This window comes from Bifidobacterium criceti (assembly GCF_002286935.1).
In the GTDB taxonomy this organism is placed as follows: domain Bacteria; phylum Actinomycetota; class Actinomycetes; order Actinomycetales; family Bifidobacteriaceae; genus Bifidobacterium; species Bifidobacterium criceti.
In genome coordinates this window covers 1-18817 of sequence record NZ_MVOH01000005.1, presented here as the reverse complement: position 1 = coordinate 18817, position 18817 = coordinate 1, and the positions used below count along the sequence as shown (strand labels likewise).

17 protein-coding genes are annotated in these 18817 nt (G+C 65.0%); 2 read left to right on the top strand and 15 right to left on the bottom strand.

The features are described 5' to 3' along the window. Positions 1 to 15: 15 nt before the first annotated feature. The 9 genes from B1526_RS01495 to B1526_RS01455 form a co-directional block, all read right to left on the bottom strand. Positions 16 to 327 carry a DUF2469 domain-containing protein gene (locus B1526_RS01495; protein ID WP_026645432.1) on the bottom strand — a complete coding sequence of 104 codons (312 nt, stop codon included), beginning with the start codon at positions 325 to 327 and terminating at the stop codon, positions 16 to 18. A gap of 34 nt (positions 328 to 361) precedes the next feature. Beyond that, positions 362 to 1429, bottom strand: coding sequence for a GNAT family N-acetyltransferase (locus B1526_RS01490; RefSeq protein WP_095614370.1), 1068 nt, complete (start codon positions 1427 to 1429; stop codon positions 362 to 364). Positions 1430 to 1641: 212 nt separating this feature from the next. Next, positions 1642 to 3141 carry an Asp-tRNA(Asn)/Glu-tRNA(Gln) amidotransferase subunit GatB gene (gene gatB, locus B1526_RS01485; RefSeq protein ID WP_095614369.1) on the bottom strand — a complete coding sequence of 500 codons (1500 nt, stop codon included), beginning with the start codon at positions 3139 to 3141 and terminating at the stop codon, positions 1642 to 1644. Positions 3142 to 3160: 19 nt separating this feature from the next. After that, a complete protein-coding gene (gene gatA, locus B1526_RS01480) occupies positions 3161 to 4702 on the bottom strand; it encodes an Asp-tRNA(Asn)/Glu-tRNA(Gln) amidotransferase subunit GatA (protein ID WP_095614368.1) in 1542 nt (513 codons plus the stop codon). 1 nt (position 4703) lies between these two features. After that, the gene (gene gatC / locus B1526_RS01475) at positions 4704 to 5000 is read right to left on the bottom strand and encodes an Asp-tRNA(Asn)/Glu-tRNA(Gln) amidotransferase subunit GatC (protein ID WP_095614367.1); all 297 of its coding nucleotides are present in this window, start codon (positions 4998 to 5000) and stop codon (positions 4704 to 4706) included. Positions 5001 to 5056: 56 nt separating this feature from the next. Further along, positions 5057 to 5953 (bottom strand): ABC transporter permease, encoded by an 897-nt coding sequence (locus B1526_RS01470; RefSeq protein WP_235606978.1) that lies wholly within the window; start codon positions 5951 to 5953, stop codon positions 5057 to 5059. After that, entirely contained in the window at positions 5950 to 6954 is a 1005-nt protein-coding gene (locus B1526_RS01465; protein ID WP_095614366.1) for an ABC transporter ATP-binding protein, read from the bottom strand. Before B1526_RS01465 ends, B1526_RS01470 begins: the two co-directional genes overlap by 4 nt. A gap of 83 nt (positions 6955 to 7037) precedes the next feature. Continuing rightward, a complete protein-coding gene (locus B1526_RS01460; RefSeq protein WP_095614365.1) occupies positions 7038 to 7874 on the bottom strand; it encodes a TrmH family RNA methyltransferase in 837 nt (278 codons plus the stop codon). A gap of 28 nt (positions 7875 to 7902) precedes the next feature. Continuing rightward, positions 7903 to 8559: a type I phosphoribosyltransferase gene (locus tag B1526_RS01455; RefSeq protein WP_095614408.1), complete on the bottom strand. Its 657-nt coding sequence runs from the start codon at positions 8557 to 8559 to the stop codon at positions 7903 to 7905. Between the two features lie 186 nt (positions 8560 to 8745). Between B1526_RS01455 and B1526_RS09385 the strand changes: the two genes are divergently transcribed. Beyond that, the gene (locus B1526_RS09385) at positions 8746 to 10152 is read left to right on the top strand and encodes a P-type ATPase (RefSeq protein WP_095614364.1); all 1407 of its coding nucleotides are present in this window, start codon (positions 8746 to 8748) and stop codon (positions 10150 to 10152) included. Between the two features lie 156 nt (positions 10153 to 10308). On the opposite strand, the gene clpB is transcribed toward B1526_RS09385, so the two are convergent. The 6 genes from clpB to B1526_RS01420 form a co-directional block, all read right to left on the bottom strand. Further along, a complete protein-coding gene (clpB, locus tag B1526_RS01445; RefSeq protein ID WP_095614363.1) occupies positions 10309 to 12981 on the bottom strand; it encodes an ATP-dependent chaperone ClpB in 2673 nt (890 codons plus the stop codon). A 296-nt stretch (positions 12982 to 13277) separates the two neighbouring features. Further along, positions 13278 to 14096: a fumarylacetoacetate hydrolase family protein gene (locus tag B1526_RS01440; RefSeq protein ID WP_095614362.1), complete on the bottom strand. Its 819-nt coding sequence runs from the start codon at positions 14094 to 14096 to the stop codon at positions 13278 to 13280. 40 nt (positions 14097 to 14136) lie between these two features. Continuing rightward, positions 14137 to 14982, bottom strand: coding sequence for a YggS family pyridoxal phosphate-dependent enzyme (locus B1526_RS01435; protein ID WP_095614361.1), 846 nt, complete (start codon positions 14980 to 14982; stop codon positions 14137 to 14139). Positions 14983 to 15168: 186 nt separating this feature from the next. Next, positions 15169 to 16179: a tRNA glutamyl-Q(34) synthetase GluQRS gene (gluQRS, locus tag B1526_RS01430; RefSeq protein WP_095614360.1), complete on the bottom strand. Its 1011-nt coding sequence runs from the start codon at positions 16177 to 16179 to the stop codon at positions 15169 to 15171. 60 nt (positions 16180 to 16239) lie between these two features. After that, complete coding sequence (locus B1526_RS01425) at positions 16240 to 17130, bottom strand: DUF3152 domain-containing protein (RefSeq protein ID WP_095614359.1); 891 nt, start codon at positions 17128 to 17130, stop codon at positions 16240 to 16242. 192 nt (positions 17131 to 17322) lie between these two features. Further along, positions 17323 to 18057 carry an MIP/aquaporin family protein gene (locus B1526_RS01420; RefSeq protein ID WP_095614358.1) on the bottom strand — a complete coding sequence of 245 codons (735 nt, stop codon included), beginning with the start codon at positions 18055 to 18057 and terminating at the stop codon, positions 17323 to 17325. Positions 18058 to 18319: 262 nt separating this feature from the next. Here B1526_RS01420 and B1526_RS01415 point away from each other — a divergent pair. After that, positions 18320 to 18817 (top strand): IS1 family transposase (locus B1526_RS01415; protein WP_133088399.1); only part of this gene is annotated, 498 nt, incomplete at its 3' end.

Here is an 18817-nt window from a genome sequence, read left to right as displayed (position 1 = left end):
CGGACAAATGTGCCGTCAGATGCCGTCGGGGATGTCGATGTCGCTCTTCTGCACCTCTTCGACGTTGACATCCTTGAACGTCACGATGCGCACGTTCTTGACGAAACGGTTCGAACGGTACACGTCCCACACCCATGCGTCGGAGAGCTGCACGTCGAAGTAGACGTCCTGCCCCGCCGAACGGACGTTGAAGTCCACTTTGTTCGCGAGATAGAACCTGCGTTCCGTCTCGACGACGTAGGTGAACAGTTTGATGACGTCGCGGTATTCCTTGTACAACGCCAGTTCGGCGTCGGTTTCATAGTTGTCGAGGTCTTCGGCGCTCATGGTCGTTCGGTCCGTCTCCTTGTCGTTCGTCCGGTCATTTGTCGTCATCCGCGGTCGTGCCACGGCGGTTGCGGTCACGTCCGAGCGTGCGCCACCACGCCTTCTTCGACGTGTTGCGCTCCGAACTGTTGTACGGCCACGCGTTCTCGGCATCGAGCGTCTCACCGGCGAGCCGTTCGGCGTCGGCGCGCATCGTCTCACCGACCGACGGTGCTCGCTCCGTGCGCGCATGCTGCTGTACGGCGGCCTCGGCCGTGCGCTTGCGCTCGTCGTCGATGTCCTTCATGAGCCCGGCTTCGCGCAGCTGCTGCTTCTTGATCGCCATCGAATGCTCGTGCAGCGAGAGCGCCTTCTCCATGCCCGGGTTCGTCGTGATGACGTGCATGCCGAACGCGTCCATCGCACGCACCGGATCGAATTCATCGACGAGCGTGTCGAGCACGTTGAGGTCCTGATATTTGCCGAGGCGGTTGTCCCACAGCGCGTCGCGCGACGTGCCGGACGGCACGAAGCCGAGCGACTGGTACACGGAGAACGTGCGTGTGTTCTTCTCGGGTACAGCGACCCATATCCGGTGGAGCCCGAGTCCCTCCGGCTGTTCGGCGAAACCATACGTCATGACGCGAGGCATCGCGTCACGCGAATAGCCGCGGCCGCGGAAATCCTTGCCGAGCACGACCTGGATGCGCGCCGAACGCGCCCAGCCGTCTATATCGATGAGGAAGATCATGCCGAGGAACTCGGTCGCGTTGTGCGCGTTGACCGGCTCGTCGTCATGGTCGTCCGGCGTCGTCATCAACGCCCATGCGATCGTGCGTCGGCGCTCCGGGTCGTCGATGCCACTGCCGACATCGGTGCCGTCTGCCCATGCCTCCGACCGGCGCACCCATGCGTGCACGGCAGCGCGTTCCGCGACACGGTCCTTGCCGGTTATGCCAGACGCGTTCACATATGCGTCAAGGCGATCCATAAGCGGCAGGTCCTCCGATGTGGCCGGCCGCAGATACACCATCTCCCCCAGGATGTCGGGTATCGTGATGCGCGTGGGCAATACGCGTGGCCGCTCCCTCTCCTCTTCGCTGCGTTCGTCACTGTGCGTCATATCATTCCTTTGATTGGCTCCCGGAGCAATCCCTCATCTCCGGTCTTGCCATTGTAGTGTACGCCCATGTCCTTCGCGCCCCGATGTCCAGATGCACACGTGGCACAGGCCACTGCCGGCCCGGACATGGGTGCCGGAATACACGCGGGGCGGGGTGCGGTTCAAATGCCGCGCCCCGCCCCGGGATGCCGTTGGGAAGACGTGGACGTGGATCAGCCCTTGATTTTCTCAAGGACGATCTTCGTGACGGCCTTCGCGTCGGCCTGACCCTTCGTCGCACGCATGACGGCGCCGATGATCGCGCCCATAGGCTTCATGTTGCCGCCCTTGAGCTTCTCGACGACGTCCGGGTTCGCGTCAAGCGCCTCTTGGACGGCCGCCTGCAACGCGCCGTCATCGGAGACGACCTTGAAGCCGTGGGCCTCCACGATCTGCTCCGGCGTACCCTCGCCGGCGAGCACGAGGCTCACCGTCTGCTTCGCGAGCTTGTCGTTGAGCTTGCCGTCTGCGATGAGGCGTTCGACGTCGGCGACCGCCTGTGCGTCGATCGGCAGTTCCTCGAGACTCATGCCCTTCGCGTTCGCCTCACGGGAGAGCTCGCCGAGCCACCACTTCTTCGCGCCCGCCGGCGTCGCGCCGAGTTTGACGGTCTCCTCGATGAGGTCGAGCGCGTCGGCGTTGATGACGTCGCGCATCTCGGTGTCGGAGAACTTCCATTCGCCCTTGAGGCGGTTGCGGCGCTCGCGCGGCATCTCCGGCATGACCTTGCGGATCTCCTCGACATGCTCGGGCGTGATGTGGAGCATGACGAGGTCCGGATCGGGGAAGTAGCGGTAATCGTCGGCGTCCGACTTCACACGGCCGCCCGCGGTCGACTGCGATGCCTCATCCCAATGGCGCGTCTCCTGCAGGATCTCGCCGCCCTTGTCGAGGATCGCCGCCTGACGGCGGATCTCGTACTGGATCGTACGTTCGATGCCGCGGAACGAGTTGACGTTCTTCGTCTCGGAACGCGTGCCGAAGGGGTCGGCGGGGTCGCGACGCAGCGAGACGTTGACGTCGGCGCGCATGTTGCCCTGCTCCATGCGGGCATGCGAGATGTTGAGCGCGCGCACGATGTCGCGGATCGCACGCATGTAGGCGCCCGCGATCTCCGGTGCACGGTCGCCTGCGCCTTCGATCGGCTTCGTGACGATCTCGATGAGCGGCACGCCCGCGCGGTTGTAGTCGACGAGCGAATGGTCGGCGCCCTCGATGCGTCCGTCGGCGCCGCCGACGTGCGTGTTCTTGCCGGCGTCATCCTCGATGTGCGCGCGTTCGATCGGCACACGGAACACGGTGCCGTCCTCGAGTTCGACGTCGAGGTAGCCTTCGCCGTTCGTCGGCTTGTCGTACTGCGAGATCTGGTAGTCGCGCGGCATATCCGGATAGAAGTAGTTCTTGCGCGCGAACTGGCTCCACTCGTTGATCTGGCAATGCAGCGCGAGGCCGAGCTTGATCGCGTAATCAACCGCGGCCGCGTTGATGACAGGGAGCGAGCCAGGCAGGCCGAGACTCACCGGCGTGAGCTCGGTGTTCGGCTCGGCGCCGAACGAGATCGGGGCCGGGCAGAACAGTTTCGTGTTCGTGCTGAGTTCGACGTGCGTCTCGAGGCCGATGACCGGATCGAACTTCTTGACGGCCTCGGAATACTTCATGAGTTGTTCAGCCATAATTACTTTCCTGCCACCTTCACTTGTTCAGTCCATCGAGCCACGGCGTCTTGAGCGAACTCCAGATCGGGGCGCCCCAGCTTTCCTCGAGCGCCGCTTCGAGCGCCGCGGCCGGCTTGTACATCACTTCGTCGCGCTGCTGTGGCGCGATGAACTGGAAGCCGACCGGCAGGCCGTCGTCGGACAGGCCCGCCGGGATGCTCATCGCCGGCACGCCGGCGAGGTTCGCTGGAATCGTCGCGATGTCGTTCATGTACATCGCGAGCGGGTCGTCCATCTTCTCACCGAAGCGGAACGCCGTCGACGGGCTCGTCGGGGAGACGAGGACATCGGCCTGTTCGAAGGCCTTGCGGAAATCGTCGATGATGAGCGTGCGCACCTTCTGTGCCGAACCGTACCACGCGTCGTAGTAGCCGGCGGACAGTGCATACGTGCCGAGGATGATGCGGCGCTTGACCTCGTCGCCGAACCCCGCCTCACGCGTGTAGGACATCATGTTCGCGGCCGTCTGCGGCACATCCTCCGGCGGCATGACGCGCAGGCCGTAACGCATGCCGTCGTAGCGGGCGAGGTTCGAGCTCACTTCGGACGGCATGATGATGTAGTACGCGCCGAGCGCGTATTTGAAGTGCGGGCACGAGACCTCGACGACTTCGGCGCCCATGTCCTCGAGGCGCTTGACGGCCTCATTGAAGCGCGCCTCGACGCCCGGCTGGAAACCGTCGCCGTTGAGCTCCTTGACGAGGCCGACCTTCATGCCCTTGAGGTCGCGGTTGTCGAGGCCGTCACGCGCGGCGGCGACCATCGGGCGCGGCCCTTCGGGAATCGACGTCGAGTCGCGCTTGTCATGGCCACCGATAATCTCCTGCAGCAACGCGGAGTCGAGGACGGTGCGCGAGACGGGGCCAATCTGGTCAAGCGACGACGCCATCGCGATCGCGCCGAAACGGGAGACGCCGCCGTACGTCGGCTTGACGCCGATGGTGCCGGTGAGCGCGCCCGGCTGGCGGATCGAGCCACCGGTGTCGGTGCCGAGCGCGATCGGGGCCTCGAACGCGCTCACGGCCGCGGCCGAGCCGCCGCCCGAGCCGCCGGGGACACGTTCGACATCCCACGGGTTCGACGTGCGCTGGAACGCCGAATGCTCGGTCGACGAGCCCTGCGCGAATTCGTCGAGGTTCGTCTTGCCGAGGATCGGCATATGGGCCGCCTTGAGCTTCTCGATGACGGTCGCATCGTACGGCGGCACCCAGCCTTCGAGGATGCGCGATGCGGCGGTCGTCTCGATGCCCTTCGTCACGATCATGTCCTTGATCGCGATCGGGACACCGGCGAGCTCGGGCAGCTCGGCCTTCTCCTCGTCGGACAGGTTGTCGTAGGCGTCGGCCTGCTCGAGCGCGCTTTCACCGGCGACCTTGAGGAACGCCTTGATCGTCGGCTCGGCGGCGTCGATGACGTCGAGCTCGGCGGCGACGAGGTCACGGCTCGTGACCTCCTTGTCGCGCAGCTTGCGCGCCATGTCGTATGCGGACAGCTTGACGAGTTCGTTGGTGTCGGTCATGTCACTCCTCCCCCAGAATCTGCGGCGCGACGAACATGCCGTCCTCGGTCGCGGGTGCCGCCGCGAGCACTTCGGCCTGGTCGAGCGGTTTGACCGGGACGTCGGGACGCAGATAGGCCTCGAGCGGGACCGGGTTGGCCGTCGGGACGACGTCGTCGGTCGCGACCTCCTGGACGGAGTTGATCGATTCCGCGATGACGTTGAGCTCGCTCTGCATACGGGTTATTTCCTCGTCGGTGAGCGCGATTCGGGCGAGGTCGCCCAAATGGATAATTTCTTCACGTGTGAATGTTGGCATGGTTTCCACTATACGAACCAAATGTGACGAGGCGTCCACGCAAATGGACACGGGCGTCACTTCACGTCGCGACGGGACATGAGCAGTACGCCGACCGCGTAGATGACGGCAGCCCACAGCGCGAAGATCGCGCCGGCGACGCCCCATGACGGCTGGAAGGGCTTCGCGCCACCGATGAGGAGCGTCGAGGCGACGTCGTTCGAGAACGTGCTCGCGCCGGCGCCGACGAACGCCGTGAGCGCATTCGCCGGAAGGCAGTTGTTGACCGATGTGATCCACACGTATCGGCGCCCGAGCAACTGCGCCATCTGCAGGACCGACGGCACGATCGTGAACAGGACGATGACGCACAACACGCCGCCGACCGTCGAACGGCATATCGCGCCCATACCCATCGCGAGCACGGCGCCGACGGCCATCGCGAGCGGCAGGCCGAGCAATGTGACGGCCGGCATTGCGGCGGGCATCGCATCCGCGCCGGTCGTCACATGTGGGCCGACGATGAGCGCGGCGCATCCCCATGCGACGCACACACCGGCGAACGCCGCAAGGAACGCGACCGCGCCGACGACGAGCGCCTTCGCGTGCATGAACATCGCTCGGCGCGGATTCACCGTGAACGACGAGACGATCGACGACGAGCTGAATTCGCTCGTGAGCGCCATGACACCGAGGATGCCGATGATGACAAGCACATTCGATGCGCCCGAGCTCGCCGACGTCCAGATGTCCTCGTCGCCGACAGGCATGTCGCCCTCGGCCATCATCGATACCATCCACCCCATCATGAGGCTGTTGACGGCGAGGAACGCGATCGTGAGCACGGCGAGCACATATGTGGACGTCGCACTCCACATCTTGCGCCATTCGGCGCGCACGGCACCCCCGAACGTCAGTCTCATGGCCGTCCCACGCGCCGTCGTGCGCCCATCGCCCATCATCGTCGAACTCATCGAGCACCTCCATCCATCCGCGCCGCCTGCTGTCGCATATCCGCTTGCATGCCGGACGCCGGCGGCCCGACGGGCGCCGAGACATACCGCGCATGCGCATGCGTGAGCTCCATGTACGCCTGCTCGAGCGAGACCCGCTCACGCGCGAAACGGTACATCACGATTCCGTTCGCGGCACATCCGCGTGCGACGGCCGCGAGGTCGGCACCCTCGACGACGAACGCGCGAGCATCGTCCGGATACCCGTCCGCGAGCGCCGTCTCGGTGACACGCACGCCCGGCGAGTGTGAGAACATCGCGTGCAGTTTCGTCGCATCCGGCGTCACGACCGAAATCGTCGGCCGTGAATGCTCGGCGACGAAATCGGCGACCGTCGTCTGCCGGAGGATGCGGCCGTCGCCGATGATGACAAGCGCGTCCGCCGTGAGCGCGACCTCGTTCATCAGATGCGAGCTGAGCAGCACGGCGCGTCCCTGCGCGGCGCTGTTGCGGCACAGGTCGCGCACCCATTTGACGCCTTCCGCATCAAGGCCGTTGACCGGTTCGTCGAGCACGAGGTTCTTCGGTTCGCCGAGCATCGCCGCGGCGATCGCGAGACGCTGGCTCATGCCGAGTGAGAAACGCCCGGCCTTCGTCGCGCGCACGCTCGCCAGGCCGGTGAGGTTGAGGACTTCGTCGACACGGCGCTTCGGGATGTTGTTCGTGTAGGCGAGCGTTGTGAGATACGTGTACGCCGTGCGGTTCCTCGGCGCGCGCCGCGCGTCGAGCACGGCACCGACGCTCGCCATCGGCGCCGGGTGCTTCGCATAGGGGACGCCGTCTACGAGCGCGGTGCCCGACGTCGGCGCGACAAGGCCGAGCAGGATGCGCATCGTCGTCGATTTGCCCGCGCCGTTGGGGCCTACGAAGCCGGTCACACACCCGTCATGCGCCGTGAAGCTGATGTCGTCGAGCACGGTCCTTGCACCGAAGGACTTGCTGACGTCATGGAATTCCATCATGCGTCACACGGTAGCAGGCGCTTTCGGCGCGGGCGGCGCGGCGTCCACGACATGGCCTGCCGTATCCCCGTACCGTCCGCGGATCACATCGGCCGCACGGCCGCGTGTTGCGCGATCCACGCATGCATCGCGACGGCCGCGGCGGCACCCGCGTTGATCGAACGCACCGAGCCGAATTGGCTGATGTAGACGACGTCGTCGGCGAGGTCGAGCGCCGTCTGCGACAATCCCGGACCTTCCGCGCCGAACAGCAGTAGGCAGCGTTCGGGGAACCGGTAGGTCTCGATCGGCACGGCGCCGTCGATGATGTCCATCGCGATGACTTTCGCATCCTCGGCGACGCGCATGTCGCGCCGCGCGTACAGCAGCGCACGCTGCGCATCGTCCGCGTCGATGCGCCCACTGCGCGCGTCGTCCGTGATCGCCGCGATCCGCCGTTCGGCGTCGCGGCGTTCGCGCGCGATGCCGTCGCGCCAGCCACCGATGCACATCCGGATCGATGGTTCATGGACGACGTGCTGGTACAGCTCGGTCATCAACGCGCCTTTGCGGTTCCATTTGTGTGGTCCGACGATATGGACGCGGTTCGCTGTGAACGCGTTCGCCGTGCGCACGATCGAACCGATGTTGAAATCATGGGTCCAGTTTTCGATTGCGACTTCGAACGGATGACGTCCGCGCGCGTCGAGGTCGTCCCTGATCGCATCGACACTCCAGTAGCGGTAGCGGTCGAGGACATTGCGGCGGTCGCCTTCGTCGAGGAGCGCCGTGTCGAAACGCGCGTCGAAGGCCTGGTGCTCCGGGTCGTCTGGACGTGGGGTCCCCGGATGGGTTTCGTTCCAAGGTCCGACGCCCACTTCACGGAACTCCGGTTCGCCGGATGCCTTCGCGGCGACGTCTATCGGGTTCGGTTCATGCATCGGTACGTCTCCCCTGATCGTACGCCGCTCAATGCAGTTCGGATTCGTGGAAGGTCTCGATGAACGGCACGTCGGTCGCCGTGTCGTCGACGGGGTCGATGACACGCACCGTCGGTTCCTCGATGTCGACGCCGCCGATGAGCGACGCGATCGCGACGACTGTCGCACCCTGTGCGTCGACGATGCCGAAATCAAGGCTCAGTTCGTTGCCGTTGCGCAACGTGACGAGCGACGACGTCTGCACATACGATTTCTCGGAAAGCCAAGCGTCGACGAGGATGACGCGTTTGCCGCGTATCGAGGGCCCTTTCGTCGCCGGATACACGAAATCCATGACGAAGCCGTCGAGTGCCTCGCCACGCGACGCCGCGGCGTGCATGAGCGAGCAGACGATCGGCACGGCGGCCGCCGTGAGCGCGCCGACGGCGTCGAAATCATCGATCGAATACCCCTGCTCCTCAAGCGTATCGAGCATGATGTGCCCGATGAGCGACGCGCCACGGTGGTCGAACGTGACCGGTGACAGTTCGGAGAACGGACGGTCCGCCATATGCGCGCGCAACAGCGTCTTGAGCTGGTCGCGCGGCTCCATGAGCGCGAACGCGGCCTCATCGGGCGTGGCGCCCTGATCGGCGGCGCGCGGTGTGGGGACGGTCTTGCGGAACTCGGGGGCTTCTTCACTCATGTGTGCAAGCGTAGCCGTGCGCCCCGTCAAATCGGCGGCGTAGCCGGGGCGCACGGCCGCCCATTCGCCTATCGCGGACGGCGCGATGACGCCGCCGCCACCCCCTCGCGTACAGTGGTGGTGTCGAAACGGGTGGGCGCCGCCGGACGGTCGGCGGCGCGAGGAAAGCTCATAGGGAGCGACTGTATGGGACTCAATCTGTTCATCGCCGTGATATGCGTCGTCATGGCGCTCCTGATCACATTCATCACGATCCGGTTCTTCTTCGGCGCCGAGGCGAAAGTCGAATTCACGCGCCGCACCGCGTTCCGCGACCAAGGCGAACATGAGCCCGTCCACGCGGGCGACACGTTGCGCACGCGCCGTTCCGACAACGCGGCGAGCGTGCGGCTCCTCACCGTGCAGGTCCTTGTCGCCGCCATACTCACGCTTGCCGTCGTCGTCCCCCAACTGCTGCATACGATGCACCCGTCGCTCATCCCGGACTGGCTCACCGCGCCGTGGCTCCAGGCGATCATCATCACACCCGTCATGTTCTACAGCGGCTATCCGATTCACATCGACGGCTGGTCGGCGATCCGCCGCCGTGTGCCGAACATGAACTCGCTCGCCTCCGTAGGTTCGATCGCCGCGTATGTCTACAGCCTCCTCGTCTGCTTCGCGCAAGACGTGCTCCCCGCCGCGCTGCACGACGTCTATTTCCAGGTCACGGGCGTCATCATCACGCTCGTGCTGCTCGCGCGCCTCATGAGCGACCGTTGGCTGCCGCGGCGCGCCGCGTTCCCGCTGCAGACGAAGGTCGATACGATATCGCGCGTCTTCGTGCCGGTCGTCTTCCTCATCGCCGTATGGACCTTCGTCGCGTGGCTCATCTTCGGCGCGCAGCCGGCATTTGCGCGCGCACTGCTCATGGCGATCGGCGTGCTCATCATCGCATGCCCCGTCGCGCTCGGCTGGGCGGCGCCGCTCGCGGCGTCGTTCGCGATCGAATGCGCGCGCCGCAACCGGATGCGCATCCTCACGACGAGCGCGCTCCAGCAGGCGAAGGACACGCACGTCGTCGTGTTCTCAGACGCGGCGTCCGACCGCGCGCATGGCACGATCGGCACGTTGCTCGACCGTGGGCTGAGCGTCAGCACAATCGACACGTCCGATCCCGCGAAGGCGGTGCAGGACATCGACGAACGCCGCGCACACCATGGCGTCGACGGCCACTCGTCCGTCCTTGTGTTCGTCGGCGACGGCACCGAGGACGTCACCGTGCGCAACGCCGCCGACATCGCCGTCGTCGTGACGAAGGACCTCGAGGATGCGCGTGCGGTCGAACATGCGGACGTCATGACCGATCTCGACGGCGGCGCATGCGTCGCGCGCCTCATGCGCCTGTCGAAATCGATGGTGCGCAACATCCAGGAGAACCTCATCTGGGCGTTCGTGTTCAACATCATCGGCATCCCGATCGCGGCCGGCGTCCTTTACCCCTTCACGAAGTGGACGCTCGATCCGAGCCTCGCCGGCATCGCGATGTTCCTTTCGTCGCTGTGCGTGCTCATCAACGCGTGGCGCCTTGAGGCCGCGCATATCGACCGCTGAGCGTCCGCGGCAACCGGCTCCCACAATACGATGAGGCCGGCGCCGGCACCCTTGAGCATATCGGGTGCCGGCGCCGGCCTCATCGTAGGTGGCCCGGTGCGTCACCGGGCCGGATCAACGGTCACTTCGACGTGTCCATCAACGTCGAGGTGTCCTTCACTTCGACGTGTCGCCGGAGCCGACCGTGACCTCCGTGTCGAGCGGATTGTCGTCGCCGTCCATCGGATTGGTGTGATGCACGGAAAGCTCAAGGTGGTCGCCGCCGGTGTGGTCGACGAGCACCGTCTCGCCATCGTGCACCTTGCCCGCGAGCAGCATGCGCGCAAGCTGGTCGCCGACCTCGGTCTGCACAAGGCGGCGCAACGGACGCGCACCATACGCCGGGTCGTAACCGGTGTCCGCGAGCCATTCGCGCGCCGCCTCGGTCACGTCGAGCGTGATGCGGCGGTCGGTCAGGCGCGACGCGACCTGCTTGACCTGCAGGTCGACGATCTTGCCGAGTTCCTGACGGCTCAGCGGATGGAAGATCACGAGGTCGTCGAGACGGTTGATGAACTCGGGGCGGAACTGCGTGTGGACGGCGTTCATGACGGCGTCCTTCTTCTCCTGTTCGCTCAGGTCGGGGTTGACGAGGAACTGGGAGCCGAGGTTGGACGTCATGATGAGGATCGTGTTCTTGAAGTCCACGGTGCGTCCCTGGCCGTCGGTCAGGCGTCCGTCGTCGAGCACCTGCAGCAGGATGTCGAAGACCTCACGGTTCGCCTTCTCGACCTCGTCGAACAGGACAACCGAATACGGGCGACGGCGCACGGCCTCGGTGAGCTGGCCGCCCTCCTCGTATCCGACATAGCCCGGGGCGGCGCCGATGAGGCGCGACACGGACGACTTCTCCATGTATTCGCTCATGTCGATGCGGACCATCGCCTTCTCGTCGTCGAACAGGAATTCGGCGAGTGCCTTCGCGAGCTCGGTCTTGCCGACGCCCGTCGGGCCCATGAACAGGAACGATCCGGTCGGGCGGTTCGGGTCCGAGATGCCGGCGCGCGAGCGGCGCACCGCGTCGGAGACCGCTTCGACGGCTTCGGGCTGGCCGATGACGCGTTCGTTGAGGTACTCCTCCATATGGAGCAGCTTCTCGTTCTCGCCTTGCATGAGGCGGCCGACCGGGATGCCGGTCCATTCGGAGATGATGCCGGCGATCGAATCGGCGTCCACATGGTCCGGGACCATCGGGTCTTCCTTGTGCGCGTATTCCGAGGCCTGCTCGTCAGCCGTCTCGGCGGTCGCGAGCTCCTTCTGGATCTGCGGGATCTCGCCGTAGAGGATGCGGCTCGCCTGCGCGAGGTCGCCCGCACGCGTCGCCTTGTCGGCTTCGACGCGCTTCTCGTCGAGCTTCGCACGCAGGTCGCCGACCTTGTTGCGGTCCGCCTTCTCGGCATCCCAACGGGCCTTGAGGCCATGCAACTTCTCGCGGCTGTCGGCGAGTTCGGACTGCAGCTTCATGAGCCGTTCCTTCGACGCCGGGTCCTCGGCCTTCTTGAGCTGCATCTCCTCCATTTCGAGGCGCGTGACCTTGCGCTGCAGCTCGTCGATCTCCTCAGGCTGCGAATCGAGTTCCATGCGCAGATGCGCGGCCGCTTCGTCGACGAGGTCGATCGCCTTGTCCGGCAGCTGGCGTCCGGTGATGTAGCGGTTCGAGAGCGTCGCTGCGGCGACGAGCGCGTCATCGCCGATCGTGACCTTGTGGTGCGCCTCGTAACGCTGTTTGAGGCCGCGCAGGATCGCGATCGTGTCCTCGACGGAAGGTTCGCCGACGAACACCTGCTGGAAGCGGCGTTCGAGCGCCGGGTCCTTCTCGATGTTCTCGCGGTATTCGTCGAGCGTCGTCGCGCCGATGAGACGCAGTTCGCCACGCGCGAGCATCGGCTTGAGCATGTTGCCCGCGTCCATCGAGCCTTCTGCCGAGCCTGCGCCGACGACGGTGTGGATCTCGTCGATGAACGTGATGATCTGCCCGTCCGACTGCTTGATCTCGTCGAGCACGCTCTTGAGGCGTTCCTCGAATTCGCCGCGGTACTTCGAACCGGCGACCATCGACCCCAGATCGAGGCTGATCAGGCGCTTGTTCTGCAACGTGCTCGGCACGTCGCCCGCGACGATGCGCTCCGCGAGGCCTTCGACGACGGCCGTCTTGCCGACGCCCGGCTCGCCGATGAGCACCGGGTTGTTCTTCGTGCGGCGGCTCAGGATCTGGATGACGCGGCGGATCTCCTGATCGCGGCCGATGACCGGATCGAGCTTGCCTTCCTTCGCGCGCGCCGTCAGATCGGTCGAGTATTTCTCGAGCGCCTTGTACGAGGCTTCGGCGTCCGGGCTCGTCACCTTCGCGCCGCCGCGGATGCCGGGGATCTGCTCGCGGATCTTGTCCGCGGACACGCCGTTCGCGTCCAGGATCTTCGCGGCGTCGTTCGGCGTCGCCTCGGCGATGCCGAGGAGCAGATGCTCGGTCGAGACGTACTCGTCGCCCATCTCCTTCATCGCGCTTTCTGCCTTCGCGATCGCGGCCGTCAGCTGGCGGCTCGCCTGCGCCTGCGTCGTCGACGAACCGGACGCGCTCGGCAATGCGACGAGCGCGTTGCGCACGGCCGCTCCGATCGTCTGGACGTTGCCACCGCACGCCTCGACGAGGCCACGCACGACGCCGTGTTCCTGACGCAGCAGCGCGTCAAGCAGGTGCAGCGGCTCGACCTGCGGATTGCCGGCCGCGGAAGCGCTCTGGATCGCGTCACCGAGCGCCTCTTGGGCCATTGTCGTAAACTTTTGTTCCATATCATCCTCCATTGCTGCACGTGGGCGCGTCCGTGCGGTCGGGCACGGTCCGTGTGAGTCCACGGCTTCATTTGTCTGATATTGTCAACCGACGCTGCCCATCACATATTCCCAAAACTTGAGTTATCTTCACTCAAGTTTTGATTATCGATGACGTCCACGCTGTCGACGAACCATTCACTGCCATTCTCACGCCGAAACGGGCGAAGGCTGCCCGCTTTCAGCGGACAGCCTTCGTTTTGTCTTTTTCCAGCGCGATGCGCTAGGCGATGCCGTCACCGACGCACAACAGTGCATCATCCACGTACGACGACATTGCGCAGGTCACCGATGCCATCGACATGCACGACCGCCTCGTCGCCCGGCTTGAGACTCCCGGACGCGTCCGGTGTACCGGTGAGGATGACGTCGCCCGGCAGCAGCGTCGAGAAACTCGAGATGAACGCGATCTGCTCAGGAATCGAATGGATCAGGTTCGCCGTCGTGCCGCTCGCGCGTTCGACGGGTTCGCCGTTGAGCGTGAACGAGATCGCCGCGTCGCGCCAATGGAAGTCGTCGCGCGTCACGATCCACGGACCGAGCGGACACGACGTGTCGAAGCCCTTCGCGCGCGTCCACATCGGATCGGACTGCTGCAGGTCGCGCAATGTCACATCATTGACGCACGTGAACCCGAGGACGTAGTCCATCGCCTCGTCGACGCCGACATGTTTCGCGATGCGTCCGATGACGACCGCGACCTCCGGTTCGAAGTTCATATCGTCCGAGCACGCCGGATACACGATCGGATCGTCCGGACCGATGACCGACGTCGACGGTTTCATGAAGATGACCATATCCTCGGGTGCGTGACGCACCGTCGACTGTCCCTGCTCATACATGTAGTTCGCGTGCGCTTCGTAGTTCTTCGCCAACCCGTACACCTTCGACGGGATGACGGGCGACAGCAGCCGCACACCGTCCGCGTCGAGCGGGATGCGTTCCCCTGTCGGCCTCACGTTGCCGCCGAACGGGTACCCCTCAAGTACGACGAGATAATCCTTGTCATCCGCCTCGTCAGTCTGCACAAAAGCGTACTGGGGCGTGTCATCCTTCGAAAACCGTGCAAGTCTCATACCGCACAGTGTACAACGCGCGGTGTGACGCGCGCCGCGCTCACTTGAAGTCGCGTTCGCCGAAGATCGCCGTACCGATGCGCACGATCGTCGCACCTTCGGCGATCGCGTATTCCATATCCCCGCTCATGCCCATCGACAGGTCGTCGCAGCGCGCGGTGCCTTCGGCGTGCGAGTCGCGCACCCGGTCGCGCAGTGCGCGCAGATGTGCGAAACCGCGGCGTATGGCGGCTTCGTCGTCGACGTGCGCGCCGACCGTCATGAATCCCTGCAATGCGATGCCGTCGATCTGCGCGATCTCGAGCGCGAGGTCATATGCGGCGTCCGGATCGCATCCCGATTTCGACGCCTCCCCCGATTCGTTGACTTCGAGGAGCACGCCGACGTCCGCACCGCGCGCGGCCGCGCGCCGTCCGATTTTGTGTGCGAGCTCAAGTGAATCGACCGATTCGATCGTATTGACGTCCGGCAGCACCTTGTTGATTTTGTTGCTCTGCAATTGGCCGATGAGATGCACCGGCAGCCGGTCGATCGCTTCCGGGTCGTCGGTCAGGTCGGGGCTTTCGACGGTCTCGACGTCGCTCGCGCCGAGGACGATGCCACGTTCGCCACACGCATACCGCAGTCCGTCAATCTTCACGGTGATCTCCTGGGGCCTGTTCTCGCCGATCATATGCACGCCGGCGTCGATCGCGGCCATGATCTCGCCGACATCACGCGTCTTCGTCGCCGCGAGCAACGTGACCGACCCCTCGTCGCGTCCGGCCTCATACTCCGCGCGCGCGATGCGGTCAAGCACACGGTGCACGCCATCGGCGATCCGCTGTGCGCGCGCATCGTCGATCGTCTCGTTCGCAAGGTCCTTGTAATCCATATACGCTGTCATGACGTTCCCATCACTCGTTTCCCATCGCGGCAGCCATGGAACCCTTTCCTCATCGTCCCACGGGCGCGCCGTACCCATTACTGTACCGCAATCGTGCGCGAATCCCCCACGATGCCCGTGGATGTCCGCGCACGTTCCCACACCATCTTCACGTCCCCACCGCGCGCGCCGCGGCTGACCGTATACTCACATCGCGAGCAGCTCGCGCACGACGTCGTCGGGCACGCGCACATCGCGGCCGCGGCGTGCGCGCACACGCCGCCAATCGAAGACCGCGAGCGCGTCGCGCACACCCATCGGTTCCGGTGTGTCGATGAGCCCAAGTGCCCAAGCACAATAGCCGATGACGGCGTCGGCGCGCACACCTTGCGCGCGCAACGCGCCGAGGTCGAGCGAACGCTCACGTTTCGCAAGACGCACACCCGTGGCGTTGTCGAGGAGTGGCAGATGCGCATAATCAGGCGTGTCCGCGGGCGCCCACCGCACCGCGCGCGCACCGCCGACGCCGTGTGCGAGCAGTCGTCCGCGCAGCCAGATCTGGAGCGCCGTCGAACGCAGCAGGTCGCGTCCGCGTACGATGTCGTCGATGTCCATGAGCAGATCGTCGAGCGTGACGACGAATTGGTACGCGTAGAGTCCGTCGGAACGACGGATGACGATGTCGCCTATGTCTCCACCGAGGTCGTACCGTTGCGCGCCGTAGACGCGGTCGTCGAACAGGACGATTCCGTCGCGCGCGTGCGCGGCGGGCACGGCGAGGCGCCACGAGTGGCGCTCGCCTGCACGCACGCGTGCGGCCGCCTCCTCGGGATCGTCATCGTGCAGACGTCTGCATGTGCCGGGATAGACGATGAACCGGTCCCCCTCCTGCGGCGCCGACGCGGCGCGTATCTCGGCGCGCGAGCAGAAGCACGGGTAGACGAGCCCCGCGTCGCGCAACACGGCGAAGACGTCGTCGTATACCGTGGTGCGCTGCGATTGGCGCACGACGTCGCCCGACCATGACAGGCCGAGCCATGCGAGGTCCTCACGGATCCATGCGTCGGCGCCGCGCATGATGCGCGGCACATCGATGTCCTCGATGCGCAGTCGCACATCCTCGCCGCGTTGGTGCGCGGAAAGCCACGCCGCGAGCATCGCGTACGCGTTGCCGAGATGCATGCGCCCCGACGGTGTCGGCGCGAACCGTCCACTCATCGCCGCCCTCCTTCGACCGTTCCTCGGATATGCACGGCGTCCGCCGCCATCACCGTGCCATCATACGGGCGCACCGTAGAACGTCGTCCACAGTTCGCTGTCGAGCGGCCACGGGTTGATCGTGCACCCGTTGAGGAACATCGATTGTTCCTGCATGAGCGGCGCCGGCCGCCCTTCGCCGCCGCACGCCTGTTCGTTGTCGATGTGCCCGAGCGCGTGCCCGACCTCGTGGTTGATGACCATCGTCCGGTACGTCGCGAGCGTGCCGCCGTGTTCGAACCAATGGTCGACGGCGCCGTCCCACCGTTTCCTGTTGATGATGACGTCGCTGCCGACACGGCAGCTGTATTCGGTCGAACAATACGTCGAATAGGTCGGCAGTTTCTCGGGCGCCGCGAGTGTGACCGTCACATCGCAGCCACTTTCGGCTTGTGCGAACGTGACGCCCGCGCGTGGCCATCCCTTCGGATTGTTGAGGACACGGTCGACCGTGTCCGCGAACGCCGACGTGTCGCCGACGTCGCCGTTCGTCGCGATGCAGTACGTCATTTTCGTCGGCTGTTGCCCGCTGCCTTCGGCCGTTTTCTTTGCTTCGTCGTAGATGCGCGCGCGTTCGGCGTCGTCGATCGGCGCACCGAGCGCGTCGAGTTCCCGTTGGGCGGCGTCTTTCGTATCGTTTCCGTCATCGTTCGGTTCGGATGGTGCCGTCTCCTCGGCGCCGCTGTTCGCGAGCGCCATATGCAACGCCTTCGTGAAATCGATGTTGGCTGTCGCCTCCGCACTGTCCTGTGGCGCGGTGATGTGGCCGATCGAGGCGGCCGTACTCACGGCGACGCCGACGACGAGCAGTACGGCCGCGCCCGCCGCGATGATGCGGCGGATGATGAAACGACGTTGCGTCGCCTTCCGTCGGCGCCGACGAGAGGTCCTGTTCATGTCCGCACTACCCATGACCGATCCGTTCGTTCGTACAACAACTGCGCGAGACCGTCCCCGCTGCACCACTCGAGCGGTGCGCGCGGCGCGAATCTGCCACCACTATAGCAACGATGTACCGGATGTGCCCGCAACCATCGGCAAGCGGCCCGTGGAAGGACCACGGGCCGCTTGTTTGAGCCATGTTCCGCGCGTGCGCGGAGGGGTTCAGATCGCGAACAGCACGTTGAAGAGCCAGCAACCGAGCATGCCGCCGAGGATCGGCGCGACGACGGGGATCCACGCCTCGTTCCAGCGCGACGAGCCCTTGTGCGGGATCGGCAGGATCTGGTGGAGCAGTCGCGGCATGAGGTCACGCGCAGGGTTGAGGCCAGGGCCGGTCGGACCGCCGAGCGAGCAGACAAGGCCCCAGACGATGAAGCCGACGACGATCGACGCGGCCGCATAGTTCGTCCTGCCCCACTGCAGTTCGAGGCAGCACAATGCGCCGAGGACGAGGAGCATCGTGCCGACGAATTCGTTGATGAAGTAGTTGCGCCGTGTCGCGTAGGCGTCGGTCGTGCAGAAGGTACCGAGGATCGCCTCCGCGCTCTCCGTCTCCTTGTAATGCGGGTAGTAGCAGATGTAGACGATGAGCTGGCCGGCGGCCGCGCCGAGAACCTGCGCGCAGATGTACGGCAGCACCTGGTTCCATGGGAACATGCCGTTGACGGCCTGTGCGAGCGTCATCGCCGGGTTGATGTGCGCGCCGGATACGCCGCCGAACATGAGGACCGGGAACATGACGCCGAAGCCGTAGCCCATCGCGATGTTGATCCAGCCTGCGTTGTGGCCTTTCGTGTTCTTCAGTTCGACGTTGGCGACCGCGCCGTTGCCGAAGATCATGAGTACGGCGGTTCCTACGAATTCGGCCGCCAACTTGGTGAACAATGAGTATTCCACGAGGGATGTCCTTATTTCTTATGCTCTATACTCTCTCAGGTCCCCGCGGCCTCACATGGACGCGGCGAACCCATCCAGCGTACGCCAAGGCGTGCCCCACATTGATGCATCATCTTTGCAAACCTTTGCATCCCTGATTGGGGCATATAGGAACTAAAGTTATTGATTTAGAGTCTGGTTTGCCTTTTCGCCAGTAGGCGTGTCGCCCCGTTGCAGATGCGCACGGGTATCTGCTTGTGTGGTTTCGTGTGCAATGTGTGTCATGAGGACACGTTCGAAGCAAGCGAAGAAATGCCCGGTCTGCCAGTCGCCGATGCGCAAGAACGGGCACGACCGCATGGGCCGGCAGCGTTGGCAGTGCGATGGGTGCAGGCTGACCGCCGGCACCAGGAACAACACCAAACGGCGCCGCACCCAGCTGGCGCAGTTCCTGGACTGGCTGCTCGAGGCCGCGCCCCAACGCAAACGCACGGAGAGCGCGCGCAACTTCCGCAAACGCGTGGACTGGTGCTGGCGGCTCAAGCCGCGCATCGAACCCGACGGTGTGGTGCATCGCACGGTCATGGCCGACGGCACCTACATGAACGGCTGGTGCCTGCTGGCGGCGGTCGACGGCGAGGACGGCGAGGTGCTCGCCTGGCAGTGGTGCGCCCGGGAGAGCACGGCCGCCTACAAGGCGCTGTTCGCACAGCTCGCCCCGCCCGACGTGCTCGTATGCGACGGCATGAAAGGCATCCTCAAAGCCTGCGCGCAAATCTGG